Source organism: Streptomyces sp. NPDC048565 (genome assembly GCF_040650935.1).
Taxonomy (GTDB): domain Bacteria; phylum Actinomycetota; class Actinomycetes; order Streptomycetales; family Streptomycetaceae; genus Streptomyces.
On the sequence record NZ_JBEZIH010000043.1, the window covers coordinates 16858 to 41442 of the forward strand.

At 71.8% G+C, this 24585-nt stretch carries 20 protein-coding genes; 11 read left to right on the plus strand and 9 right to left on the minus strand.

Going from position 1 to position 24585, the window contains the following annotated elements; all coding sequences use genetic code 11:
• Positions 1 to 35: 35 nt before the first annotated feature.
• Entirely contained in the window at positions 36 to 434 is a 399-nt protein-coding gene (locus tag AB0C75_RS34275; protein WP_362896165.1) for a ribonuclease, read from the minus strand.
• Positions 435 to 685: 251 nt separating this feature from the next.
• On the opposite strand from AB0C75_RS34275, the gene AB0C75_RS34280 reads away from it, so the two are divergent.
• The gene (locus tag AB0C75_RS34280) at positions 686 to 1096 is read left to right on the plus strand and encodes an ATP-binding protein (RefSeq protein WP_362896167.1); all 411 of its coding nucleotides are present in this window, start codon (positions 686 to 688) and stop codon (positions 1094 to 1096) included.
• Between the two features lie 3 nt (positions 1097 to 1099).
• On the opposite strand, the gene AB0C75_RS34285 is transcribed toward AB0C75_RS34280, so the two are convergent.
• Positions 1100 to 2182 carry a DUF2637 domain-containing protein gene (locus AB0C75_RS34285; protein WP_362896169.1) on the minus strand — a complete coding sequence of 361 codons (1083 nt, stop codon included), beginning with the start codon at positions 2180 to 2182 and terminating at the stop codon, positions 1100 to 1102.
• 203 nt (positions 2183 to 2385) lie between these two features.
• Positions 2386 to 3234, minus strand: coding sequence for a (2Fe-2S)-binding protein (locus tag AB0C75_RS34290; protein WP_362896170.1), 849 nt, complete (start codon positions 3232 to 3234; stop codon positions 2386 to 2388).
• Between the two features lie 145 nt (positions 3235 to 3379).
• Between AB0C75_RS34290 and AB0C75_RS34295 the strand changes: the two genes are divergently transcribed.
• Entirely contained in the window at positions 3380 to 4141 is a 762-nt protein-coding gene (locus AB0C75_RS34295; RefSeq protein ID WP_362896172.1) for a GntR family transcriptional regulator, read from the plus strand.
• Between the two features lie 46 nt (positions 4142 to 4187).
• Here AB0C75_RS34295 and AB0C75_RS34300 read toward each other — a convergent pair whose 3' ends face one another.
• Together AB0C75_RS34300 and AB0C75_RS34305 are read right to left on the minus strand one after the other, a co-directional pair.
• Positions 4188 to 4973: a hypothetical protein gene (locus tag AB0C75_RS34300; RefSeq protein ID WP_362896174.1), complete on the minus strand. Its 786-nt coding sequence runs from the start codon at positions 4971 to 4973 to the stop codon at positions 4188 to 4190.
• A gap of 193 nt (positions 4974 to 5166) precedes the next feature.
• Positions 5167 to 6888: a PucR family transcriptional regulator ligand-binding domain-containing protein gene (locus tag AB0C75_RS34305; protein WP_362896176.1), complete on the minus strand. Its 1722-nt coding sequence runs from the start codon at positions 6886 to 6888 to the stop codon at positions 5167 to 5169.
• A 288-nt stretch (positions 6889 to 7176) separates the two neighbouring features.
• Between AB0C75_RS34305 and AB0C75_RS34310 the strand changes: the two genes are divergently transcribed.
• The 5 genes from AB0C75_RS34310 to AB0C75_RS34330 all read left to right on the plus strand — a co-directional run bounded on the left by AB0C75_RS34310 (position 7177) and on the right by AB0C75_RS34330 (position 13976).
• Positions 7177 to 8067, plus strand: coding sequence for a xanthine dehydrogenase family protein subunit M (locus tag AB0C75_RS34310; protein WP_362896178.1), 891 nt, complete (start codon positions 7177 to 7179; stop codon positions 8065 to 8067).
• A 2-nt stretch (positions 8068 to 8069) separates the two neighbouring features.
• Entirely contained in the window at positions 8070 to 8672 is a 603-nt protein-coding gene (locus AB0C75_RS34315; RefSeq protein ID WP_362896180.1) for a (2Fe-2S)-binding protein, read from the plus strand.
• Positions 8669 to 11086 (plus strand): molybdopterin cofactor-binding domain-containing protein, encoded by a 2418-nt coding sequence (locus tag AB0C75_RS34320; protein ID WP_362896182.1) that lies wholly within the window; start codon positions 8669 to 8671, stop codon positions 11084 to 11086. Before AB0C75_RS34315 ends, AB0C75_RS34320 begins: the two co-directional genes overlap by 4 nt.
• Before the next feature lie 224 nt (positions 11087 to 11310).
• The gene (locus tag AB0C75_RS34325) at positions 11311 to 12768 is read left to right on the plus strand and encodes an NCS2 family permease (protein WP_362896184.1); all 1458 of its coding nucleotides are present in this window, start codon (positions 11311 to 11313) and stop codon (positions 12766 to 12768) included.
• Between the two features lie 68 nt (positions 12769 to 12836).
• Positions 12837 to 13976 (plus strand): XdhC/CoxI family protein, encoded by a 1140-nt coding sequence (locus AB0C75_RS34330; RefSeq protein WP_362896186.1) that lies wholly within the window; start codon positions 12837 to 12839, stop codon positions 13974 to 13976.
• Positions 13977 to 14015: 39 nt separating this feature from the next.
• On the opposite strand, the gene AB0C75_RS34335 is transcribed toward AB0C75_RS34330, so the two are convergent.
• Together AB0C75_RS34335 and AB0C75_RS34340 are read right to left on the minus strand one after the other, a co-directional pair.
• On the minus strand, positions 14016 to 14846 hold the full coding sequence (locus AB0C75_RS34335) for a DUF3626 domain-containing protein (RefSeq protein WP_362896188.1): 831 nt from the start codon (positions 14844 to 14846) through the stop codon (positions 14016 to 14018).
• A 335-nt stretch (positions 14847 to 15181) separates the two neighbouring features.
• Complete coding sequence (locus tag AB0C75_RS34340; RefSeq protein ID WP_362896190.1) at positions 15182 to 16738, minus strand: peptidoglycan-binding protein; 1557 nt, start codon at positions 16736 to 16738, stop codon at positions 15182 to 15184.
• Positions 16739 to 17166: 428 nt separating this feature from the next.
• On the opposite strand from AB0C75_RS34340, the gene AB0C75_RS34345 reads away from it, so the two are divergent.
• From AB0C75_RS34345 to AB0C75_RS34355, 3 genes are read left to right on the plus strand one after another with little or no spacing between them, the layout of a single operon-like run.
• Positions 17167 to 17400, plus strand: coding sequence for an acyl carrier protein (locus AB0C75_RS34345; protein WP_362896192.1), 234 nt, complete (start codon positions 17167 to 17169; stop codon positions 17398 to 17400).
• Positions 17397 to 18671, plus strand: coding sequence for a beta-ketoacyl-[acyl-carrier-protein] synthase family protein (locus AB0C75_RS34350; RefSeq protein WP_362896194.1), 1275 nt, complete (start codon positions 17397 to 17399; stop codon positions 18669 to 18671). The genes AB0C75_RS34345 and AB0C75_RS34350 overlap by 4 nt, the downstream gene beginning before the upstream one ends.
• An 18-nt stretch (positions 18672 to 18689) precedes the next feature.
• Complete coding sequence (locus AB0C75_RS34355) at positions 18690 to 19619, plus strand: alpha/beta fold hydrolase (RefSeq protein WP_362896196.1); 930 nt, start codon at positions 18690 to 18692, stop codon at positions 19617 to 19619.
• A gap of 14 nt (positions 19620 to 19633) precedes the next feature.
• Here the strand turns inward: AB0C75_RS34355 and AB0C75_RS34360 are convergent, their stop codons facing one another.
• Entirely contained in the window at positions 19634 to 22054 is a 2421-nt protein-coding gene (locus AB0C75_RS34360) for an endonuclease/exonuclease/phosphatase family protein (protein ID WP_362896198.1), read from the minus strand.
• Positions 22055 to 22321: 267 nt separating this feature from the next.
• Between AB0C75_RS34360 and AB0C75_RS34365 the strand changes: the two genes are divergently transcribed.
• Positions 22322 to 22879 (plus strand): DUF2165 domain-containing protein, encoded by a 558-nt coding sequence (locus tag AB0C75_RS34365; RefSeq protein ID WP_362896200.1) that lies wholly within the window; start codon positions 22322 to 22324, stop codon positions 22877 to 22879.
• Between the two features lie 110 nt (positions 22880 to 22989).
• On the opposite strand, the gene AB0C75_RS34370 is transcribed toward AB0C75_RS34365, so the two are convergent.
• Positions 22990 to 24453, minus strand: coding sequence for a carboxylesterase family protein (locus tag AB0C75_RS34370; RefSeq protein WP_362896202.1), 1464 nt, complete (start codon positions 24451 to 24453; stop codon positions 22990 to 22992).
• Positions 24454 to 24585 lie beyond the last annotated feature (132 nt).

Below are 24585 nucleotides of genomic sequence, written 5' to 3' on the forward strand. Positions count from 1 at the left end.
GGACTACGGCGCGGACCTGACCGGGGGAGTGCGGATCAGCAGTCGTGGTCGACCAGGTCGAAGGACTCGTAGTGGTCCGCGGTGTAGTAGTCCTCCTCGGTCGCCTCACCCGTCACGATGCGGCGGGCGCCGCGGTCCGACGAGCCGGGCGTGATGACCGTGTACTCGTGGTAGTAGCCGGTGCTCTGGCTCGGCAGCAGCGCTTCGCGGTTCTGGAAGACGGTGCCGTCCTGGTCGTACGGGAAGGGGCCGCCCGCGTCGATGAGGTCGAGTGTGTCGTGGGCCTGGGAGGGCAGCGCGGAGTAGCAGACGCTGCCGACCGCGGTGGTCGAGGGAGCCGTCGCGGCCGATGCGGTGACCGGGCCTCCGACGAAGAGGACGGACAGGAGGGCGGCGATGCCGCCGAGCGTGGTGATCCGTGGGGGGATTCGCATGTCCACCATGATGACGCGCGTAGATCCCCATCCGTCAACGCCAACACGGGTGAATTTTTGGGAAGTTAACCGTGGGTACGAAAACGTAACGTGCCGGCCGCCCGGACGGGCTTGCGCAGCGGTCCGTTCATATGTTGACGCCCGAAGACGCGTGACCGCGGCTCTGCGGGGCATGCATCCGTGGAGGCGTTCGAGACATGACGGCATGAACCGGAATCAAGGGAGGCCGATTCAGCGTGCGTACGGGGGACATGACGAGGCGACAGGAGAGCCGTCCGACACGGCTGCACCGCAGACTCGGGCACACCGATCTGTCGGCGGTGGGGGAGATGCGAGCCGCGCTGCGGGACTTCATGCGCTGTCACGACCGCCCTCAGGAGACAGAAGTGGCGGAGCTCCTGCTCAGCGAACTGGTGACGAACGCGCTCATCCACACGAGGAACGGCGCCGTGGTCACGGTGACCTCGGCGCCGGCGCGACTGCGGGTCGAGGTGCGTGACTTCCTCACCGGGCAGGAGCCCACACCGTACGTACCGAACGCCGACGACGGTACGCACGGCAGAGGACTGCTCCTCGTCCAGAGCCTGGCGGACTCCTGGGGAGTCACGACGCAGGCGCTGGGCAAGGTGGTCTGGTTCGAGCTGGACGCCGGGATCTCCTGACGCTCAGCCGAACTGCTGCTCCAGGTCCTTGAGTTTCTGCTCCAGCGAATCGAGCCGGGGCAGGGCTTGTGTGTCGTCCTCGGTGGTGAGGTCGACGGTGCCCGGCTCGTCGGCCACGGGCTGCGCCGAAGCGCCCCTGGGCGTCGAGCCGTTCACTGCTTGCAGGGACGGCCGGGGGCGAAGGGGCAGCTGTCCGGGCTCCGTCGCGGCGGGTTCCACGGCGGGCGGGGCGCCGCCCTGCGCCCGGGCGATGGCCTCGGCGTCCATCTGCCGGCCGATCCGGGCGGCGCGCCCCCAGATCCGGTGCTGCCGGTTCAGAGCCTTGATCTGGGCCCGGTCCAGCTTCGCCTGGTCCCTCCTGCGGTGCCGGTCCTGCTCCTTCTCCTGCCGGTCCTCGCGCACGTCGTCCACGGCCTCGTCGAGGCTGCGTACGCCCTCCAGGAGCATCAGCGACCAGGCGCCGAAGGTCTCCCTGGGCGCGCGCAGCCACCGTACGATCCGGATCTGCGGCAGCGGGCGGGGCACCAGGCCCTGCTCGCGCAGCGCCGCCCTGCGGGTCTGCTTCAGCGCGCGGTCGAACAGCACCGCAGCCGAGAGCGACATCCCCGCGAAGAAGTGAGGTGCGCCCGCGTGCTCCAGGCCCCGCGGTGCGTGCACCCAGTTGAACCAGGCGGCGGCACAGGCGAACGCCCACACCAGCAGCCGGGATCCGAGGGCGGCGTCACCGTGGCTGGCCTCGCGCACGGCGAGGACCGAGCAGAACATCGCCGCCCCGTCGAGGCCGAAGGGCACGAGGTACTCCCAGCCCCCGGAGAGGCTGAGGTTTTGCCGGCCGAAGCCGACGAGGCCGTGGAAGGAGAGTGCGGCGGCGACCGCGGCACAGCAGAACAGCAGGACGTACGAGGCGGTCGCGTAGAGAGCTTCCTTGCGCCTGCGGCGCTCCTCGCTGCGTTCCCAGCTGTCGTCGGCCGCGGACTTGTCAGCGGCACGCCTGCCGCGTGCGACCACCGTCACCGCCGCCAGTACCCCCACGAGCAGTACGGCGCCCGGAAGCAACCAGTCGAGCGAGATGTCGGTCAGTCTCATGCGCGTCCCTTGCGTCGCGGAGGGCGTTTCGGGCGCCATTGTGGCTGAAATACCGTCTCTCACAGGCGCTTTCAGGGGCCCGGGACCCTATTGGGGGGATTGGACGCCCCGATAGGCCTAATCGGCCCGAACTGCCTCTCGATGAGCCTGAGTTACGTTCGAATTCCAATCGCCCTGCCGGGTGGTGTGAGCCCCCGCGGGGCTCAGGTGGCGGGCGTGAGCTTGCGGACGCGGTCGGCGTCGCAGGTGCGCGGGCAGGTGACGCAGGTGTCCTCGGGTCGCAGCGTGTAGAAGAGGCAGCAGCTCGCGCGGTCGCGGGTGGGGAGCGATTCGCCGTCGGGGCCCGTGAGTTCACGGAATCCCGCCGTGCCGACGTACGGCTCGGTCGTGCCCGGCAGGAGCAGCTCGAGCTCCCTCATCGCCCGGCTCTCCTCGCCGAGCAGATGGGCGATGTACCAGAGCCCCTCGACGATTTCGTCCGTCGCCATGCCCCACAGGGCGCGCTTCCCGCGCCGCATGCGTGGCCGGAATCCGTCCAGCACCGGACCGAGGTGCTGCGCGACGGAGTCCAGGACCTCGGCCCGCAGCGCCGACTCGTCCGGGACGACGCGGGCGCCGGGCAGCTCCGCCGCGGGGTCGTCGGGCAGGCAGGCGAACTCACCTACGCGCAGGGTCAGATGGCCGAGGCCCCGGTGGAAGGAGACGTCAGGGGCGGGGATCCGCGGCACCCGGCGGTGCGTGAACCACGGCAGGGTCACCAGGAGACAGGCGGGCCAGGCGTACCGGTGCAGTCCGAAGCTCGCCACCACGTCGGGGCGCGCCCGGGTGCCGTAGTCCCGCAGTACCTGAGCCTCGTCCCAGGCGAGGAACGCGTCCAGCGCCCCGCCACCCGCCGCCAGCTCGGCTGCGCCGACCCATCCACTGCCCGAGGGTGCCGCGACGTCGTCGGGCAGTACCTCGGCACGCAGTCCGGGGAAGACCTCGGCCAGACGTGTGTACGCCGCCGTCAGCGGGGACGGGGCGGTGGCGGCGAGCAGGGCGGGCACGGTCATTCAGGGACCACCGAATCACGATCTTCTAGAGGTAAGGCTTACCTTATCCGAAGAGATCGGTGTTTGAACCGGGACCCGCTCCGCCTATCGTGCACAAGGGGCCCGGCGCGCGCGAGCCGGACCCGCCAGTGCGAGGAGGTTCCCGGTGGAGCAGAGCAGGGCGCGTGAGGACGTGCGGCCGTACGCGTCGGCGGGCACCCCACGGGATGTCCGCGTGCCCGAACAGGTGCGGGGCGAACAGGTGCGCGGCGAACACACCCACGGCGAGCCGCCCGCGCCCCGTGCGGTCCAGCGGCACTCCGTGCGCGGCCAGATCCTGGACGCCCTGCGCACCGCGCTGGTCGGCGGGGAGCTGGCCCCGGGTGAGGTCTACTCCGCCCCGGCGCTCGGCGCCCGCTTCGGGGTCTCCGCGACCCCGGTGCGTGAGGCGATGCAGCAGCTGGCCGTCGAGGGCGCCGTGGAGGTCGTGCCGAACCGCGGCTTCCGGGTGAGCGAGCGCGGCCCCCGTGAGCTGGCGGAGCTCGCCGAGGTGCGCGCGCTGATCGAGGTCCCGGTCATGCTGCGGCTGGCCCGCGCGGTCCCGGCGGCCCGCTGGTGCGCGCTGCGTCCGCTGGCCGACGCCACGGTCGCGGCGGCCGCCGTCGGCGACCGTGCGGCGTACGCGGAGAGCGACCGCGCGTTCCACGGCGCCGTGCTCGCGCTGGCGGGGAACCAGCAGCTCGTCGCGGTCGCCGACGATCTCCACCGCAGGTCCCAGTGGCCCCTGGTCGACAGCCGTGCGGGCCGCAGGGCCGAGCTGCTCGCCGATGCGTCGGAGCACATCGCGCTCCTCGACGCGCTCATCGCCCAGGACCTGACGGTGGTGCAGTCCCTCGTACGGGAACACTTCAACGGCGCGGACGTCTGAGACGGCTCCCCGGCGGGCCAGCGCGGGCCCGCGCGGGCCCGGCCGGTCAGTTCGCCTCGGCCGTCTCCGGGTCCGGCGGTTCGAGCCGGGGCGCGAGCCAGGTCGGTACGCCGCCCAGCAGCCGGAACAGCCGGCCGGCCTCGGCGCGCAGCCGGTCGGCCGCCTCGGGTTCCGGCTCGGCGTCCGCGAGCGAGATGAGCGCCGGGGCGGTGCCCACGAGATAGCCCAGCTCCTCCCGTATCCGCAGCGACTCCGCGAAGCCGTGCCGCGCCTCGGCCAGCTCGCCCTCGCCCAGGGAGAGCGAGGCGAGGTGCCGCCAGGTGAAGGAGAGCAGGAGCTGGTCGCCCCGGGCCGTGGCACCGGCGTGCGCCCTGCGGTAGGCGGCGCGGGCCGACTGGGGCGAATCGGCGATGTTCTGGGCGATCAGGCCCCGGCGGAAGTCCAGCAGAGGGCGGCCGGGGGCCGAGGGCGAGAGCAGGGCGGCGGCCCTGCTGAGCGCCACGCTGGCCTCGTCGGCCCGGTCGCGCGCCCCGAGCAGGGTCGAGGCGTAGGCGAGATAGCCGCGCTCGCAGGCCGCGGCCCCGCGCTCGGAGTCGTCCTGGGCGAGTGCCTCGGCGGTGCGCAGGGCGTCCTCGGCGTCCGTCCAGCCGGCTCCTGTGTAGAGGCACCGCTCCGTCAGCAGCGAGGTCCGCTGGAGAGCGGCCGCGGGGTCGGTGGCCGCCCGGGGGCCGAGCAGCGCGGCGGCGTCGGTCCAACAGGCCCGTGAGCGCAGCCGCCATACCGCGGTCTGGAGCGGCGGATCGTCATCTGCTGTCGTTCCGGAACCAGACATGGCGGTATGCGCCACATTGCCCTCCCCGAGCGCGCCATCGAGCTGTGGAGGCCGGCCGGCTTGCGCCGGTTCGGCCAGGGTCTGCGCGCATCTCAGCACGGAATGGCACGCCGGGCCAAGGGGTCGGATCAATGTCAGGTGAAAGATTTCACAATCGACCGGAGTCACGGAGGGCCCCGAAAGGCCCGCGAAGTCAGCTCATACGCAGGGCGAGGAAGAAGTCCAGCTTGTCCTCGAGGCGCGAAAGGTCACGTCCCGTCAACTGCTCGATACGTCCGACGCGATAGCGCAGTGTGTTGACGTGCAGGTGCAGCCGTGCCGCGCAACGGGTCCACGATCCGTCGCAGTCCAGGAAGGCCTCCAGCGTCTCGATCAGCTCGGCGCGGTGCCGCCGGTCGTAGTCGCGCAGCGGGTCCAGGAGCCTGGCGGTGAAGGCGCGGCGGACGTCGTCGGGGACGAAGGGCAGCAGCAGGACGTGGGAGGCGAGCTCGTGGTGGCCGGCCGCGCAGACCGCGCCCGGCCGGGCCGCGGCGACCCGGCGGGCGTGCCGGGCCTCCTCCAGTGCGCCCCGCAGCCCCTCGGCGGAGTGGACGGCGGCGCTGACACCCAGTGTCAGACGGCCGTCGTCCGCGAGACCGGCGGAGAGCGGCGCGCGGACGGTGTCGAGCAGGGCATCCGCGTGCAGGGCGCCGGCCCGCTGCTCCGGAGTGCCCGATTCCGCCGGTGCGCCCGTCCCCTCGGTGTCCGGCGCGGGAAGCGCGGTCAGGGGTACGAGGGCGATGGCCTCGTCGCCGGTGTGCGCCACGGCGATCCGGTCGGCGGAATCAGGGCCCGTCACCGCCGGATCGACGAGGATCTCCTCCAGCAGGGCCTGTGCCGCCTGGCCGCCCGACGGCTCTGTGCTCGTGCTCTCCGTCGGCCACTCGACCCTGGCCACCACGACCTGCCAGTGCGGCGCCGTACCGAGGCCCGGCAGCAGGACGGGGGCGGCCACTCGCAGCCTGGCCGCGATCTCGGCGGGGGCGGCGCCCGTCTGGACCAGCTCCAGGACCTCCTGGGCGAGCCTGCGGCGTACCGCGCGGGCGGCGTCGCGGCGGTCCCGTTCGACGGCGATCAGCTGGGTGACGCCCTGGAGCAGGTCCAGTCGGGCCGCCGGCCAGTCGCCGGCGTCCGCCGCCACGGCCAGCAGCCATTCGGAGAGCACGGACTCGCGGACGTCGTGGGACGGGCCGGGCAGCGTTCCCCGGCCGGTGTTCCGGATCGGGAACAGCGAATAGGCCGTGCCGTCCACCTCGGCGCGATGCGGCCCGGGGCGGCCGGTGCGGGTCGCGGCGAGATGCAGGCCCGCCAGTTCGGCACCGGTGCGCGGCGGCAGGGGCTCGCCGGCCCCGGCGATCTGCCGGCCCGTCGGTGACAGGACCCAGGCGTGCAGGTCCAGGTCGGAGGTGAGCAGATCGAGCACCACCTCGGGACCGCCGCCCGCCGGGCCCGAGGTCATGAGCCTGCGGTGACGGTCGACGACCGCGGCCAGGTCGCCGGCCCGTTCGCCGGAGACCTGGCGCACCACATGCTCGGTGATCGTCGCGAACGCAACGGTTTCGTCGACTGCGAAGAGCGGCAGTCGGTGCCGCAGGCACGCCTCGACCAGATCGTCGGGAACGGCCCCGAGCTCCGCTTCGCCCGCGCCCAGACCGGCCACGCCCGCGTTCGCCAGGATCCGTACGAACGGCTCCGTGTCCGACGCGTCCTTGCGCCACGCAAGACCCGTCAGCACCAGCTCACCGCCCGAGAGATAGCGGCTGGGGTCGCGCAGGTCCGTCGTCATGACGCCCCGGACCGAACGGTCCAGCTCGTCCTCGCCGCCGAGCAGCCGAAGGCCCAGTGCCTCGGTGTCCAGCAGTGCGCGCAGCCGCATCGTCGATTGCCGCCGTTCTCTTCGTTGGTGCGGGGGAGGACGGAGGCCACTTGTGGATGTCGGTGAGGTTACCGGTGACCGCCGTTTGTTCGAATCTACAAGACGGTGACGGGGACCAGCCAATTCCTTCATGGTTTCGGTGACTGCACCGAGTGGAGCAAGGCTTGTGTACTGGGCCACACACCGCGTCAACAACACAGGAACAGACCCGGTCGAAGGCCACCAGGCCGGCGGGCCGGCCGTCCCCAGCCCAGCTGAACGACCCGATCGAGAAGAAGAGAGCCACTCATGGACTTCCTTCGCCCCGCCAGCTGGGAGGAGGCGCTCGCCGCCAAGGCCGAGCACCCGGCGGCCGTGCCCATCGCGGGTGGCACCGATGTGATGGTCGAGATCAATTTCGACCACCGGCGGCCCGAGCACCTCATGGACCTCAACCGCATCGGTGAGCTGTCCGAATGGCAGGTGGGCCAGGACACCGTACGTCTCGGCGCCTCCGTGTCCTACAGCGCCGTCATGGAGCATCTGCGGGCCGAGCTGCCCGGTCTCGCCCTCGCCTCGCACACCGTCGCATCGCCGCAGATCCGCAACCGGGGCGGCGTCGGCGGCAACCTGGGCACCGCATCGCCCGCGGGGGACGCCCATCCGGCGCTGCTCGCCGCGGGCGCCGAGGTCGAAGCCGCGTCCGTACGGGGGACGCGGATGATTCCGATCGACGCCTTCTACACCGGCGTCAAGCGCAACGCCCTCGCCCCGGACGAGCTGATCAGGGCCGTGCACATCAAGAAGGCCGACGGACCGCAGCAGTACTCCAAGGTCGGCACCCGCAACGCGATGGTCATCGCCGTCTGCGCCTTCGGCCTCGCGCTCCACCCCGGGACCCGCACCGTGCGCACCGGCATCGGCTCCGCCGCCCCGACCCCGGTCAGGGCCCGGGCGGCCGAGGAGTTCCTGAACGCCGCGCTGGAGGAGGGCGGGTTCTGGGAGAGCGGAAAGATCATCACGCCTTCCGTGGCCAAGCAGTTCGCCCAGCTCGCCGCCGGGTCCTGCAACCCCATCGACGACGTACGGGGCACCGCCGCCTACCGCAGGCACGCCGTCGGCATCATGGCCCGCCGCACGCTGGGGTGGACCTGGGAGCAGTACCGCGGAGCGGGACGCACCCTCGAAGGAGCTGCTTGATCATGCGAGTCAACTTCACGGTCAACGGCCGCAAGCAGGAGGCCGACGACGTCTGGGAGGGCGAGTCCCTCCTGTACGTCCTGCGTGAGCGCATGGGCCTTCCCGGCTCCAAGAACGCCTGCGAACAAGGCGAATGCGGCTCCTGCACGGTGCGCCTCGACGGCGTGCCCGTCTGTTCCTGTCTCGTCGCCGCGGGCCAGGCCGAGGGCCGGGAGGTCGTCACCGTCGAGGGCCTTGCGGACTACGCCCGGCACCGCGAGGACGCCCACCCCGGTGCCGGCTGCGCCGCCGGCACCTGCGGCACCTCGCTCGACGCGGCCCAGAGTTGGCAGGCCAGGCCCACCGACGGGCAGAGCGCCGAGGCCGAGGAGCTCTCCCCGGTCCAGCAGGCGTTCATCGACGCGGGCGCCGTGCAGTGCGGCTTCTGCACCCCCGGCCTGCTGGTCGCGGCCGACGAGCTGCTGGAGAACCGGCCCTCCCCGTCCGACCAGGACATCCGCGAGGCGCTCTCCGGCAACCTCTGCCGCTGCACCGGCTACGAGAAGATCCTCGACGCGGTCCGCCTCGCGGCCGCCCGGCAGGAACAGGCGGTCCGACAGCCATGACGCTGCACCCACGAACCACGTCCGTGCCGGCCGGCACCCCCACCCGGATCACCCAGGGCGCCAAGACCCGGGGCGGCATCGGCGAGTCCACCCTGCGCCCCGACGGCACCCTCAAGGTCACCGGCGAATTCGCGTACTCCTCCGACATGTGGCACGAGGACATGCTGTGGGGCCACACGCTGCGCTCCACCGTCGCGCACGCCGAGATCCGCTCCATCGACATCGGCGAGGCCGTCGCCACACCCGGCGTGTACGCCGTCCTGACCTACGACGACCTGCCCGCGGAGATGAAGAACTACGGTCTCGAGATCCAGGACACGCCCGTGCTCGCGCACGGCAAGGTCCGCCACCACGGCGAACCCGTGGCGCTGGTCGCCGCCGACCACCCGGAGACCGCGCGCCGCGCCGCCGCCAAGATCCGGATCGACTACGCCGAACTGCCGCTCGTCACCGACGAGGCGTCCGCGACGGCCCCCGACGCGATCCTGGTCCACGAGGGCCGCACCGACCACCACATCGGCCACGTCCCGCACCCCAACATCGTCCACCGCCAGCCCATCGTCCGCGGCGAAGCGGACGCGGCAGCCGAGCGGGCCGATGTGATCGTCACAGGGGACTACGTCTTCGGGATGCAGGACCAGGCCTTCCTCGGCCCCGAGTCCGGCCTCGCCGTCCCCTCCGAGGACGGCGGCGTCGAGCTGTACGTCGCCACCCAGTGGCTGCACTCCGACCTCGGTCAGATCGCCCCCGTGCTCGGCCTCCCCGAGGACAAGGTCCGCATGACGCTCTCCGGCGTGGGCGGCGCCTTCGGCGGACGCGAGGACCTGTCGATGCAGATCCACGCCTGCCTGCTGGCGCTGCGCACCGGGAAGCCCGTGAAGATCGTCTACAACCGCTTCGAGTCCTTCTTCGGGCACGTCCACCGCCACCCCGCGAAGCTCCACTACGAGCACGGGGCGACCAAGGACGGCAAGCTCACCCACATGAAGTGCCGGATCGTGCTGGACGGCGGCGCCTACGCCTCCGCCTCCCCGGCCGTCGTCGGCAACGCCTCGTCCCTCGCGGTCGGACCGTACGCCGTCGACGACGTCGACATCGAGGCGATCGCCCTCTACTCCAACAACCCGCCCTGCGGCGCCATGCGCGGCTTCGGCGCGGTCCAGGCGTGCTTCGCCTACGAGGCACAGATGGACAAGCTGGCCGCAGCCCTGGAGATGGACCCGGTCGAACTACGGCAGCTGAACGCCATGGAGCAGGGCACTCTGCTGCCCACCGGCCAGCCCTGCGACTCGCCGGCCCCGGTCGCCGAGCTGCTGCGCCGCGTCAAGGCCCGCCCCCTGCCGCCCGAGCAGCAGTGGCTCTCGGCCGACGCGGGCGGCAGCTCCGTCGACGTACGCGCGCTGCCCGGCGGGCTGTCCAACACGACGCACGGCGAAGGGGTGGTGCGCGGCGTCGGGTATGCCGTCGGGCTGAAGAACGTCGGCTTCTCCGAAGGCTTCGACGACTACTCCACCGCCCGGGTACGGATGGAGGTCATCAACGGCGAACCCGTCGCCACCGTGCACACCGCGATGGCCGAGGTCGGGCAGGGCGGTGTCACCGTCCACGCCCAGATCGCCCGTACGGAACTGGGCGTCAGCCAGGTGACCATCCACCCGGCGGACACCCGGGTCGGCTCCGCGGGATCCACCTCCGCATCCCGGCAGACGTACGTCACCGGAGGCGCCGTGAAGAACTCCTGCGAGGCCGTCAGGGAACAGGTCCTGGAGATCGGCCGCCGCAGGTTCGGCACCTACCACCCGGCCTGGGCCACCGCCGAACTCCTCCTGGAGGGCGGCAAGGTCGTCACCGACGGCGGCGAGGTGCTCGCCACCCTGGCCGATGTGCTGGAGGACGAGGCGGTCGACATCGAGCTGGAGTGGCGCCACCGGCCGACCGAGGCCTTCGACCTGCGCACCGGGCAGGGCAACGGCCATGTCCAGTACTCCTTCGCCGCACACCGCGCGGTTGTGGAGGTCGACACCGAACTCGGCCTGGTCAAGGTCATCGAGCTCGCGTGCGCCCAGGACGTAGGCAAGGCCCTCAACCCGCTGTCGGTGGTGGGCCAGATTCAGGGCGGCACCACCCAGGGTCTCGGTGTCGCCGTCATGGAGGAGATCATCGTCGACCCGAAGACGGCGAAGGTCCGCAACCCCTCCTTCACCGACTATCTGATCCCCACCATCCTCGACACCCCGACCATCCCGGTCGAGGTGCTCGAACTCGCCGACGACCACGCCCCGTACGGGCTGCGCGGCATCGGCGAGGCCCCGACCCTGTCGTCCACCCCGGCCGTCCTCGCGGCGATCCGGGACGCGACGGGCCTGGCGCTCGACAGGACACCGGTACGCCCCGAACACCTCACCGGTACCTGACGGCCCCTCAAGAACCTCCGGGCGGTGCGGGAGCGCCGTGAACGTCACACGTCCCCGCGCCACGCACCGCCCGGAGTCCCTTGCTCAACAGATCCGACCGATCCATCGTCACGAAGAGTTCGTCTCGGGCCGTCCCCCGGGTCGTGCGCCTCGCAGTCATCCCAAATCCCGCAGTCTCCAGAGACCCACGCGGGTGCCCCAGTGAACCTTGGGAGTCAGGCAACATGACCCAGCAGTCCGTGGAACCCAGGACGAGCGCGGAGGACGCGGGCCCCGGCTCGCGTGTCCCCGCCGGACGGTCCTGGCTCGACCGGTACTTCCACATTTCAGAGCGGGGATCGACCGTCGCACGCGAAGTGCGCGGCGGCGTCACGACCTTCATGGCCATGGCGTACATCCTCCTGCTCAACCCGCTCATCCTCGGCGGCAAGGACGTCGACGGCCAGTTGCTCGGCCAGTCGGGACTGATCACCGCCACCGCGCTCGCCGCGGCGGCCACCACCCTGCTCATGGGCTTCATCGGCAAGGTGCCCCTCGCGCTCGCGGCGGGCCTGAGCGTGTCCGGTGTGCTCGCCTCGCAGGTCGCACCGGCCATGACCTGGCCGCAGGCCATGGGCATGTGCGTGATCTACGGGGTGGTGATCTGCCTCCTGGTCGTCACAGGGCTGCGCGAGATGATCATGAACGCCATCCCGCTCGCGCTGAAGCACGGCATCACCATCGGCATCGGGCTCTTCATCGCCCTCATCGGCCTCTTCAAGGCCGGCTTCGTCCACCAGGGGGAGGCGACGCCCCTCTCCCTCGGCCCGGGGGGTGAGCTCGCCGGCTGGCCGGTCCTCATCTTCGCGGTGACCCTGCTCCTGATCTTCATGCTGCAGGCGCGCAACGTGCCGGGCGCGATCCTCATCGGCATCGTCGTCGGCACCCTGACCGCGATCGTCGTCAACGCCGTGGGGGACATCGGCCCCAAGGCGTGGAGCAGCGGCCCGCCCGAGCTGAGCGGCAGCGCGGTCTCCTCGCCCGACTTCTCGCTCTTCGGGAACGTCGAGTTCGGCGGGTGGGGCGACGTCGGCGTCATGACGGTCGGCATGATCGTGTTCACCCTCGTGCTGGCCGGGTTCTTCGACGCGATGGCCACCATCATCGGGGTGGGCACGGAGGCGAAGCTCGCGGACGACAAGGGCCGGATGCCGGGCCTGTCGAAGGCGTTGTTCATCGACGGTGCGGGCGGCGCGATCGGCGGTGTGGCCGGGGGTTCGGGCCAGACCGTGTTCGTCGAGTCCGCGACCGGCGTCGGCGAGGGCGCCCGCACCGGGCTCGCCTCCGTCGTCACCGGCCTCTTCTTCGCCGCCTGTCTCTTCTTCACCCCGCTCACGGCGATCGTGCCCGCCGAGGTGGCCTCCGCCGCCCTGGTCGTCATCGGCGCGATGATGATGCAGAACGCCCGGCATGTGGACTGGGGCGACCGCTCCGTGGCCGTACCGGTCTTCCTCACCGTGGTCCTGATGCCGTTCACGTACACCATCACCACCGGTGTCGCGGCGGGCGTCATCTCGTACGCGGCCATCAAGCTCGCCCAGGGCAGGGCCCGGGAGGTCGGCGTCTTCATGTGGGTCCTGACGCTGGTCTTCCTCGTCTACTTCGCCCTGCACCCCATCGAGAGCTGGCTCGGCGTCAGCTGACGTCGCGCCCCCGTCGCCCGATACGACCGACAGCGCCCGATGCCGTCCGTTCAGGAAGGAGACACGCCATGCTGGACATCGCCGAAGAGCTGGACCGGTGGGCCGCGCAGGGACGCGTATTCGCCGTGGCCACCGTGGTGGCCGTTTCGGGGAGCGCGCCCCGCCGGCCGGGCGCCGCCCTCGCCGTCGACAGCGAAGGCACGGCCATCGGATCGGTCTCCGGCGGATGTGTGGAGGGCGCGGTGTACGAGCTGTGCCGGCAGGCGATCGAGGACGGTACCACCGTGCGCGAACGCTTCGGCTACAGCGACGACGACGCCTTCGCGGTCGGCCTGACCTGCGGTGGCGTCATCGATATCCTGGTGACACCGGTGCGCGCGGACGACCCCGCGCGCCCGGTGTTCGCCGCCGCGTTCGCCGCCGCCGCGGGGGGCGGTGCGGCGGCCGTCGCCCGCGTCACCTCGGGTCCCGACTCCCTGCTCGGCCGCCTCCTGCTGGTCCACCCCGACGGCACGTACGACGGCGGGCTCGGCGGGCATCCGGAGCTGGACCGCACGGCGGCGGCCGAGGCCCGCGCGATGCTCGACGCGGGCCGCACCGGAGAGATCGTCATCGGCGCCGAGGGCTCCCGCTGCGGAAGCCCGCTCACCCTGCTCGTCGAATCGAGCGTCCCGCCGCCCCGGATGATCGTCTTCGGGGCCATCGACTTCGCAGCCGCCCTGGTGCGAGCCGGACGTTTCCTCGGCTACCGCGTCACCGTCTGCGACGCCCGCCCCGTCTTCGCCACGGCGGCCCGCTTCCCGGACGCCGACGAGATCGTCGTCGACTGGCCGCACCGCTACCTCGCCGCCACCGAGGTCGACGCCCGCACGGTGCTCTGCGTCCTCACGCACGACGCGAAGTTCGACATCCCGCTGCTGGAACTGGCGCTGCGGCTGCCCGTGGCCTATGTCGGCGCGATGGGCTCGCGACGCACCCATCTGGAACGCAACGAGAGGCTGCGCGACGCGGGTGTCGCCGAGCACCGGCTGGCCGCGCTGCACTCGCCGATCGGGCTTGACCTCGGAGCGCGTACCCCGGAGGAGACGGCGCTGTCGATCGCGGCGGAGATCGTCGCGGAGCGGCGCGGCGGCAGCGGTCTGCCGCTGAAGGGGGCGCACACCCCGATCCACCGCGAGAGCACCGCACCGCTGGTCCCGATGGCCTGAGCAGGGCCACCGCGCCGTGCGGCAGCCGTCGGCTCTCGCTCACCGCCCGAAGCGCGCCAGTAGATGCCACACCTTCTTGAGGTCCTGCGGATCGTGCCGCCCCGTCCTGGCCGCCTCCCCGATGATCCGCGCGTCGAGGAAGCCGCCGACCGCGAGTGCGGCGCCCAGCTCGATGTACTCCGCGCCACGGTATTCCGGATGGCGCATCAACTCCGCGGTGGCCAGGCGGAATCCGCTGTGCCATTCGACGGGGCAGGGCAGGAGGAGGGCGGCCTTCTCCACGGCGGTGCCACGGAAGCACGGGTCGAGGACGAGCGCCTCCACATGACGGTCGAGCCGCACCGGGCCGTGTATCTGCGCCTCGATGTAGTCGTCCAGGGCGTCCCGGCCGCCGGCCTCGGCGAGCGCGATGAGCCGGCTCCCGGCCGCCGCCACACCGAAGTCGGACGGCTCCAGGTAACTGTCCGGATAGCAGAACGTGGCGTGGGGCAGGGCCCCGGCGCTCAGCCTGAAATGCGCGGACCCGAAGCGGGGCGCCGCGCCGTAGGGGGAGCGGCGGAAGTCCAGCGCGCCGTAGACCGGCCGCTCATGAGCGCTCGCGCCGTCGTAGGCGCCGCCGAAGATCCGGCTCTCCCAGCGCCAGCGGTCACCGCCCGGATGCGCGGTGAGGCCGCCGTTGCTGGTGCCGGTGACGAACTGGGAGACGTACACCCCGTCCTCCGCCAGGCGTTCCAGCACCGTACGGCCCCCGCCGCGGTCCGGGTGGAAGTTCAGGGTCACCCGCAGGGACGGGTCGAGCGGCGGCCCGGAGGACTGTGCGGCCACATGCCTCAGCGCGCGCGCTCGGGACTGGAGGGTGTCGGCGCTCATCGGTCCATTCTGTATGAGCGCCGACCATGGGAGCAGCCGGGTTTCACCGTCTGCGGCCCGCCTCCTACCGCCCCTTGCGCCGTGCGATCGTGTACTTCGACCAGTCGCCCCGGTGCCGATCGCACCGGGAGGCGTCCTTCATCGCCAGCCGCCGGCAGCGCGTGCCCTTCTGCGTGAGAGCTCCGCATCTCGACTGCGTACGAGCCATGTCCGACCGTCCTCCACGTCCTGCCGACCGGGGTGCCGGCAGTCCCCAGGTTCGCCCGGGGGCATGATGCGGGGGAAGGCGCACCCGTACCTTCCGGGTGCGCTCCGGAGCGTAAGGGCGGGCGGGCTCAGCGTCCGGACTGCAGGGCTTCCCAGGTGTCGGGGCCGACGCTGCCGTCGGCCGTCAGCTTCCGGGTGCTCTGGTAGTCGCGGACGGCCTTGTCCGTGTCGGTGCCGAAGGTCCCGTCGGCCTCCACGGTTGTGCCCAGCGCCGCGGTCAGGGCCCGCTGGAGCCGCTTCACCGTGTCTCCCGTGGCGCCCGCGGTGAGTGTCGGTGTGGTGCCGGCGGAGAGCAGCGCGGTCCAGGTCTGCGGGCCGACCGTACCGTCGGCGTCGAGGCCGCGGGCCGTCTGGAACGCCCGTACGGCGTCCTGCGTCCTGGTCCCGAAGACGCCGTCCTCGGTGCCGGCGTCGTAGCCCTGCTGGTTGAGCAGCGTCTGGACGGCCTTCACCTGCGGGCCCGTCGAGCCGGACTTCTGGGCGGTGTACGACTCGAAGCTCAGCCCGTCGGCCTCGCTGCCCGAGCCGCCGCCGACGAGCTGCATGTAGTGGGTCCAGTTCCAGTTGGGGCCCGGGTCGGTGTGGTCGTTCCCGGGGGCCTCGCTGTGCCCGATGATGTGCGTCCGGTCCTTGGGGATGCCGTGCTGGTCGCACAGGTAGGCCGTCAGCGCGGCCGATGAGCGGTACATCGTGTCCGTGAACCATGACGGGTCGTCGACGAACCCCTCGTGCTCGATGCCGAGCGAAGAGGCGTTGGCGCTCCTGGCGTGGTACGCGGTGTCCTTGTCGCGCACCATCTGGGTGATCTGGCCGTCCGAGGAGCGCACCACGTAGTGGGAGCTGACCTGGGACGTCGCGTTCTGGAACCAGCTGATGGTCCCGGCGTACGAGCCCTGCGTGACGTGGATGACCACCTTGTCCACCGTCGCGGAGCGGCCCGTCGCGAAGTTGGCGGAGTTGGCGGGGACCCAGAGCGCCGCGGGGTAGTCCTCGCTCTTGGCCGTGATGTCGGCCTTCGCCAGGGGGCCCTTCTCGGGGGAGACGGGGCGTGAGGTGACCGTGACCTGTTCGCCGCCGGCGACGGTGGCCCGCAGCCCCTGGGCGAGGAAGGTGTAGACGGTGTCCGCGTAGAGGGCGGCGACAGCGCCCTCGGTCCCGCTGTAGCGGGCCACGGCCGGGTACCAGGCATCGACGTCCGCCCGCTCGGCCGGGTCGAGGCCGAGCGTGTCGGCGTGGCTCCGCAGCACGGCCGCGCCGCCGAGGATGTTGGCCTCGGTGTCCTCGCGCAGATCGGCCGTGGACCTGCCCGTCAGCTCGGCTGCCTTCTCCAGGGAGTGGTTGACCGGGTTGCTCACGAGGTGCATCACGCCGTAGCCGTTGTCCTGGCTGGGGAGCCCGGCGTGCCCGTCCAAATGCGTCTCGCCGTAGCCGACGGCGGCGAGCACGTCACGGGGTACGCCGTACTGCTCGGCGGCCTGCTCGAAGGCCTGGTTCATCGGGTCCGTGTCGGCGGGGGCGGCGCCGGCCGGGTGGCCCGTGGCGACGAGGACGGTGGCGGTGAGAGAGGCCAGAGAGGCCAGAACGGCTGCGCGGCCTCGGGTGTGGCCGGAGGGACGTCGGGGCATACCTGCTCCAGGTCTGTGGGGGGAGAGAGGGACCGCCGGCCGGTGGGGTGGGCCGGGGGCCGCTGAGTCCGCACAGGCTATCCATCTGGCAAAGGCATGACAATGATGCCTCCGTGTGTCCAAATCCCTTTCACTCCAATGGAGTTGGGTGGCCGGAAGGTGTTACTCGGCGGGGTGCGGAGGCCGGCGCCCCCGGCGGATCGCATCGGTGCCCCGCAGGACCCCCCGCCCGAAGAGGTGTCATCCGCCGTCGCGGCGCGCTGAAATCGCACACCTGGCCGCACCCCCTCCTCACGGGGGAACGGGGTCGGGGACGGAGGCCGCGAAGGCGTATAAAGGGTCCCTCCCGAGCAGCCGGCGTCCCCGATGGCCACCTCACCCCCCACGCGGCCGGCGTCACCGCGTAACGAGAGCGGAGGAGCGTCCCCATGAGCACCTCGGAAGAGATCAGCGCCTTGCTCGTCACCAGGTTCGGAACCGATCCGGAGGCCATCAGGCCCGAGGTGCCGCTCCGGCAGCTGCGGCTGGACTCGCTCGCCCTCGAGGAGCTCAGGCTTCTCATCGAGGACCGGATGGACATCGATCTGGGCGACGTCGTCCTGTCGTCGCGCGACACCGTCGGCAATCTGGTCACGGCCGTGCGCGCCAGGGCCGGCGCGTGACGGGCCGCAGGCCCTTCGGACACGGGCCGGGCCGGCCGGGCATCGAGCCGTTCAGTGCCGCGGTCACCGGCATCGGTCTGGTCACCGCGGCCGGCGTGGGAGCCGAGGACGCCTGGCGCGGCGTGTGCGACACGACCGTCGCCCCCTCGGTGCCGCACCTGCCGGAACTCGACGGGCTCGCCTGCGACTTCATGTACACCGTCGACGCCCTGGACGCCACTGCCGTCCTGGGCGTCGCCGCGCAACGGCTGATGGACCGCTTCTCGCAGCTCGCGGTGATCGCCGCCCGCGAGGCGGTCGCGGACGCGGGCCTCGACCCCTCGGTCTGGGACAGCGGACGGGTCGCCGTCGTCATCGGCTCCGCCCACGGTGGCCTGCCGTTCTACGACCAACAGCACACCGCCCTCACCGAACGCGGCGCGCGGCGCGTCTCCCCGAAGCTCGCCCCGCTGAGCGTCGTCAACGGCGCCGCCAGCAGTGTCGCCATGGACCTGGGCGTGCACGGCCCGAGCCAGGCCGTCTCCACCGCGTGCTCATCGGGCACCGTGGCCATCGGCACGGCCCACCAGATGCTCCGCTCCGGGGCCTGCGACATCGTCGTCGCGGGCGGCGCCGAATCGGTCCGCTCCCGGCTCCTCATCGCCAGCGCCTGCCAGATGCGGGCCGTCTCCACCCGTCGCGACGACCCCCTGGCCGCCTGCCGCCCCTTCGACACGCACCGCGACGGCTTCGTCGTCGGCGAGGGCGCGGGTCTCCTCGTCATGGAGCACCCCGAGCACGCCCGCGCCCGCGGCGCCACGGTCCGCGCCCGGGTCGCCGGCTACGGGGCGTCGAGCGACGCCCACTCCGCCGTCGCCCCCGACCCCGACGGCATCGGCATCGAACGGGCGCTGCGCACGGCTCTGGCCGACTCCGGCATCGACGCCTCCGACATCGGCCATGTCAACGCCCATGGGACATCGACCGTCGCCAACGACCTCATCGAGTCGACCATGCTGCGCCGTGTCCTGGGCGAACACCCCCTCGTCACCTCGACGAAGGCCATGACCGGACACACCCTGGGCGCCGCCGGCGGCATCGAGGCGGCGCTGACCGTCCTGGCGCTGCAGCACCAGCTCGTCCCCCCGACCGCCAATCTCGACGCCCCCGACCCCGCGATCCCCGTCGAGGTGGTGAGCAAGGAGGCCCGTCGCGCCAGGTTCGACTGCGCCGTCAAGACGTCGCTCGGCTTCGGCGGCCACAACGCGGCGCTCGTGCTCACCAGAGCCTGACGGGAAGCGAGGAGCATCATGTCCGAGGACATCATCCGGTCGCTCACCGTGGAAGGACTGCGTTACGGCTACCGTCTCCTGCCCCGTGACCCGGCCGCGGGCGGGGCGCCCCCGACCGAACCGGTCCTGGTGATCGGCGGCGCGCTCCAAGGCATGTTCGGCTGGCCGCAGATGGACGAGCATCTGGGTCCGGTGGCCGATGTGATCACCGCCGATCTGCCCGGCATGGGCTCGGCCGACCCTCTGCCGCCGGGTCCCGGCGCCCCGGTCCTGCGCGCGGCGGTCGCCGGGATCATCGACGATCTCGGCATCCCCCGGATCAATCTCTACGGCTTCTCCTACGGCGCGGCCGTCGCCTTCGGCTACGCGCAGCAGAACCCGGGGCGGGTCGCCCGGCTGGTACTCGGCGGCGTACCCACCCACGTCGGTGAGGACCAGCTGGACTACTGGCGGCGGGCGGTCGAGGCGCTGGGCGAGGGCGACGCGGAAGGCTTCGCCGCGCTGGCCACCGACGGGCTGATGTGCCTGGACCCGGACCGCCCCGTGCACCGCAGGGAGCTCGCCCGGCGCTATGTACGGCGTTCCTTCCTGCACGCCCTCGCCCACTCGGAGCACGCCGCCGACTCGCTGCGGCGGGCGCTGAACGACCGGCCGGACTTCTCCGGCGGACTGTCGGGCGTACCGGCCCTGGTCTTCACCGGGGAGCACGACACCGTGACATCGCCGGAGATCCAGCGGGAGTTCGCCGGGACGATCGAGGGGAGCCGCTTCCTCACCCTCCCGGAGTCCGACCACTGGGTCGTGCTGGAGCGCTCCGAGGAGGTCGCCGCCCTCGTGACCCGCTTCCTCACCGACCGGCCCCTCGAACCGGGGCCGGAGCCGGATCAGGCCACGGCCCCGACGACGTTCCCGCAGCAGGCGCGGGCCGGTTCGCCCGCGCCGACCTGATGCCCCTGCCGTGGTCAGTGCCCGTGTCCCCGGCCCTTGACGTCGATCCGCACGATCTGCGGGTCGTGGTCGCTCGCCTGGTCCGCGAACTCCGCGTTGATGTGCACCACGTCGTAGTCGAAGCGGCGGATCGCGGGGCTGGTCAGGATGTGGTCCAGCGTCTGCGAGTTGCCGTCGTAGACATAGCTGTACTGCTCATGCGCGGGCAGTGTGGTGATCAGTGGCTTCAGCACCTTGCCGCTGGTCAGTGCCTTCATGGTGGGGGAGAAGGCGAAGTCGTTCAGGTCGCCGAGCGTGACAACCCGGGCCGACCTGTCCGCCTTCAGCAGTGAGGTGACGAAGGTGTTGACCTCCGCGGCCTGCCACACCCGCTGGGTCTCCGAGCTGCGCACCGGCTCCTGGTAGCGGCCGTGCAGGGGCTGGTCGCCGCCCTTGGACGCGAAGTGGTTGCCGATGACGAAGACCGGCTCGCCATGGAAGCGGAACTCGCCGACCAGCGGCTTGCGGCTGTTGTCCCAGGCCGTGCTCGTGGGGTCGATCCGGCCGGGTGAGACGGAGAGCGTCGCCCCCTTCTTCGTCTTCACCGCCTTCACGGCAGTGGTCGCGTCGCCGCCCGCGCGGTCCACGAAATCGACCCGGTCGGGGTTGAAGAGGAAGACGTTGCGGATGTTGCCACCGGGCTCGCCGCCGTCCTGGCCGTCGGCGGGCGCCACATAGCGCCACGCGTAGCGGGGGCCGCCCGCCGCGACGACCGCGTCCGTGAAGCGCTTCAGCGTCGCCTCGGATCCGACGGTGCCGTCGTCCACCGCGCCGTTGTCGTCCTGGATCTCCTCCAGGGACACGATGTCCGGGGACGAGAGGCTGACCGCGACACCCTGGGCGAGCGTGTCGAACTTGGCCTGTTCGTCGTCGGCGTCGAGGTTCTCCACGTTGTACGTGGCGACGGCGAGCTCCCCGGACCTCTGCTTCCGGGTCACCTCGCGCTTCAGGCCGTTGTCCTTCAGCGCCCCCAGCTCGGTGGCCTGGACGTTGTAGCCGCCGTACGTCGCGTAGTCGATGACGCCCGTGGTGGAGCCGGACAGCACATCGCCCACATCGGCGACCGGGACGGGCTGCGCGGCGTCCAGCGACATCACCTTGAGCCGGCCGGTGTTCCGGTCCTCGTACGAGCGGTAGAGCGTGCCGCCGCGCCGGGTGGGGTTCTCCCGGGGCTTCACCGTCACCCAGACCTCGTCGTACGCCGTCGTCGCGCCGGTCACCCGGGTGTCGGCCATCGTGACGCGGGTGCCCTCCAGTGACTCGTACAGATCCAGGGCGTAGGCCGCCGGGTCCAGGCCGAGGGACTCGATCGAACCGCCGTCGGCCGTGGGCACATAGGCGTCCGGCACGGAGGAGGAGTCCAGGACGACCGCGTCCGGCAGGGGGTTGCCCGAGGACAGGACGGTGGTGAGGGGTGCGGTGATCTGGGTGAGCGACTGGGCGTCGGCGGCCGGGTAGTACTCGGTGACCTGGCCGCTGACCAGCACCGAGTCACCGACGGCCACGGCGGGGGTGGCTGAGCCGGTGTAGACGAACACGCCCTCGCTCGTGCGGGGGTCGTCGTCCGGCGCCGTGTCCTGGATCCAGAAGCCGCGTGAACCCGTGGTCCGTACGCCGGTGACGACGCCGGGGACCCCGCTCACCGACCGGCCGGCAAGCGGCGAGATCCGGGTCGTGCCCTGGATGTCGTGCACCCGGACCGTGCCCGGCTCGCCCGGACCGCCGGGCTCACCCGGCTCGCCCGGCTCCGAACCTGACGTCTCGCCCGCCGTGTTGACGGGCGCCGGGGTGCCCGCGGCCAGGTCGGCGGCGTTGTCGTCGGTGTCGGCCAGGCTCGCGCCGCGCGCCACGGAGGCGGTGGCGGACGCGCCCGTCGCCGGGCCGCTGCCCTCGCGCACGACGGCGGCGCCGTAGCCCACGAGGTCGACGATCCGGGTGTCGGCGGCGCAGTCCGCGGCGGTCCTGCAGGTCAGCGGCGTGGTGCCGGAGACGAGCGCGACGGTGCCGCTCGCCGCGGACATCGGGATCGTCCCGGTCGCGTCGGCGGCCGGCAGGCCCACCGTGCCACCGGTCCCCGCGGCCTGCGCGACGAGGTAGCGGCCCCCGGGCGCGACGTCGCCCGAGAGCTCGGAGACCTGCCACCGCGATGCGGCGGAGGGCGTACCGGGGAGGTACTGGACGCTGAAGCCGGACAGCGCGAAGGAGCTCCGGCCGGCGTTGGCCAGCTCGATGTAGTCACGGGTGAGCGTCGCGCCGGAGTTGCCCCCGCCGCCGTACACCTCGGAGATGACGGCCGACGCCGACGGTGCGGCGAAAGCGGCGGGCAGCGCGGTCACCGACAGGGTCACGGTGACGGCGGCGGCCAGCAGGGCGGAGCCGGGTCTGGATATCTGCACGGTGAGCTGCCCCTCGGAGTGTGGTGAGGGCCATAAGCTATGCGCGTAGAACAGGTCATGACAAGGCATCCGAGGTTAATTCCAGGAAGCGCTCCGGCGGGATCCCGGCGCGCTGGGCACAGTCACGTGGCTGTCCGTGACGCGGTCAGGCGTTTGACCGACGGCGTTGCGGATGCGTTGCGTGACATGCCGCGATCAGACTGACCCGCAAGGGGCTCGTCGCCCTGGACTCTTCCCACCGGTCCCCGCCCGGACCATAGTTGGATCATGGACTATTCACTCGATGCGCCGCCCGTCCCACCCGAGGGAACGGCACCGCCGCGTACACGTTCTCTCGGATCACACGACGTCGCCGCCGCGCTGCTCACCGCGACGGTCGCACTTCTCGTCGCCCTCGTCGCCTTCGGTAACATCACGGACTTCGGCACGAACCGGGACTTCGTGCGTCATGTGCTGGCGATGGACACCACGTTCCAGGATGAGGACTTGATGTGGCGGGCGGTCACCTCGCGCACCCTGCAGGACGCGGCGTACGTCGCGATCATCGCCTGGGAGACCGTGGCCGCCCTCGTCCTGCTCGCCGGCACCTGGCTCTGGGCGCGCCGGAGTCCGCGAGCCCGGCAGATCTCCACCGCAGGCCTGGTGATGGTGCTGCTCTTGTTCGGTATGGGGTTCCTCGCGATCGGCGGTGAGTGGTTCGCGATGTGGCAGTCGGACGACTGGAACGGTCTGGACGCGGCCACGCGCAACGTGGTCCTCAGCGGATTCGCTCTGCTGGTGGTGCTGGGGGCCGGCCGGCGGGACCGTGGCACCGCCGCTCCGTGACCTCCACGACGTGGCCTTCGGGCAACCGGCGGTGACGTTCCTTGCTCCTCGACCGCCCGGGCAGGGCTCCGGTGAAGTCCTCGTACGGCGCGGCGCTTCGGGCCTGCGGACTACTGCCAGGTCCAGGTGTCGGTGATGTGCGCAGCATGGGGACGCCGGGTTTCGTGGGGAGGCCATCCGGGGTCGCCGGTGGTGGCGAATCGGATCCAGGTCCGGTGCATCCGTTCCGCGAGGCCGGCGGGCGGGGGTGTGGTGCCGAGCAGCGCCTGCGGGCCGTGGAGGCCGGGGAGCTGGACATTGTCGAAGACGAAGGGCAGCTCGATGGTGTGGGCGGCGCCGAGCCGTCCTTCGAGGGCGTCGGACCGCCAGCCGAACTCGTAGAGGAACGTTCTGGCGGGGTGCGCGGTGGCGTGGGCGCCGGCTGCGCGCCGGGTGCCGTTTCCGAAGAGGGCATCGCTGACGATCGCGGAGTGCAGCTCGGGGTTGGACGCGCCGGGGTGCCGGCTCCGGTATTCCTGGACGAGGACGGAGGGGCGCGGGTGGGACTGTGCGGCGGCCAGGAGGAGGTCTTCATCGCTGGTGTCGGTCAACTGGCCGCGCGGGGCCAGGTAGAGGTTGCCTTCCTCCGTGTTCGAGCCGATGAGCAGGTCGACCTCGGCGCCGCCTCCTGCGGCGATGGTGTCGGCGGGCTGCTGATCGAGGACGAGGCTGAAGGGCGTGATCCCGCCCAGGGGGTGGAAGGCCTCCCGTGTGCGGAGGTCCACCGATCCCAACTGGGGTGTGAATGCGACTAGTTCCTTGTCGGACAGGTCGGCCAGGGCCGCGGCGGTGGGCGGGCGCCGGAGCTGCCGGCCGACCGCGTCCGTGATGCGGTCGGCCTGGTCGGGAGTGAAGGCGCCGGTGCCGGTCCCGCTCTGGACGATCATCCGGTGGACGAGCCCCCGGGCGGCGGGGTCGGCCAGGATGCCGGTGACGAGGATGGCGCCGGCGGACTGGCCGAAGAGCGTGATGTTGGCGGGGTCGCCTCCGAAGGCGGCGACGTTGTCCTGGATCCATCGCAGTGCCGCAAGGACGTCCAGCATGCCGCGGTTGTCGGGCGCGTCGTCCAGGTGCAGGAAGCCTGGAATGCCGAGGCGGTAGTTGACGGTGATGAGCACGACGCCGTCCCGCGCGAAGGCCCGGCCGTCGTAGAGCTCGCAGTGGGAGGAACCGGCGACGAATCCGCCGCCGTGGACGAAGACCATGACCGGTGCCGGACTGTGTCGGGGTTCGGGAGCCCAGACATTGAGCGTGAGGTAGTCGTCGCCGTGGATCCAGCCCGGACCGAAGTACGGTGACATGTCGAGGGTGCCGAAGCTGTCACGGCGGGGCTGGGGCGCGGTGGGGCCCTGCCGGGTGGCGTCCCGGACGCCGCTCCAGGGTTCGTGCCGCCGCGGCGGAGCGAAGCGGTCGGCTCCTGTCGGGGCGCCTGCGTAGGGCACGCCGAGGAACGTGGTGCCGTCGGCGTGGCGGCGGCCTCGGACCGTACCCGAGGTGGTGCTGACGTTCGGGCCGGCGGGGTCGGGGGATGCCATCTCGTGTCCTTGTCCGTGGTCGGGGCGGGGCGGGGCGGGGCGGGGCGGGCCGCCCCGCCCGAACGGGAGAGGGGCGGGGTGGGGAAGAGGGGTGTAGTGAGAGTGTTGGAGAAGGGGGGGGGCGGGGGAGGT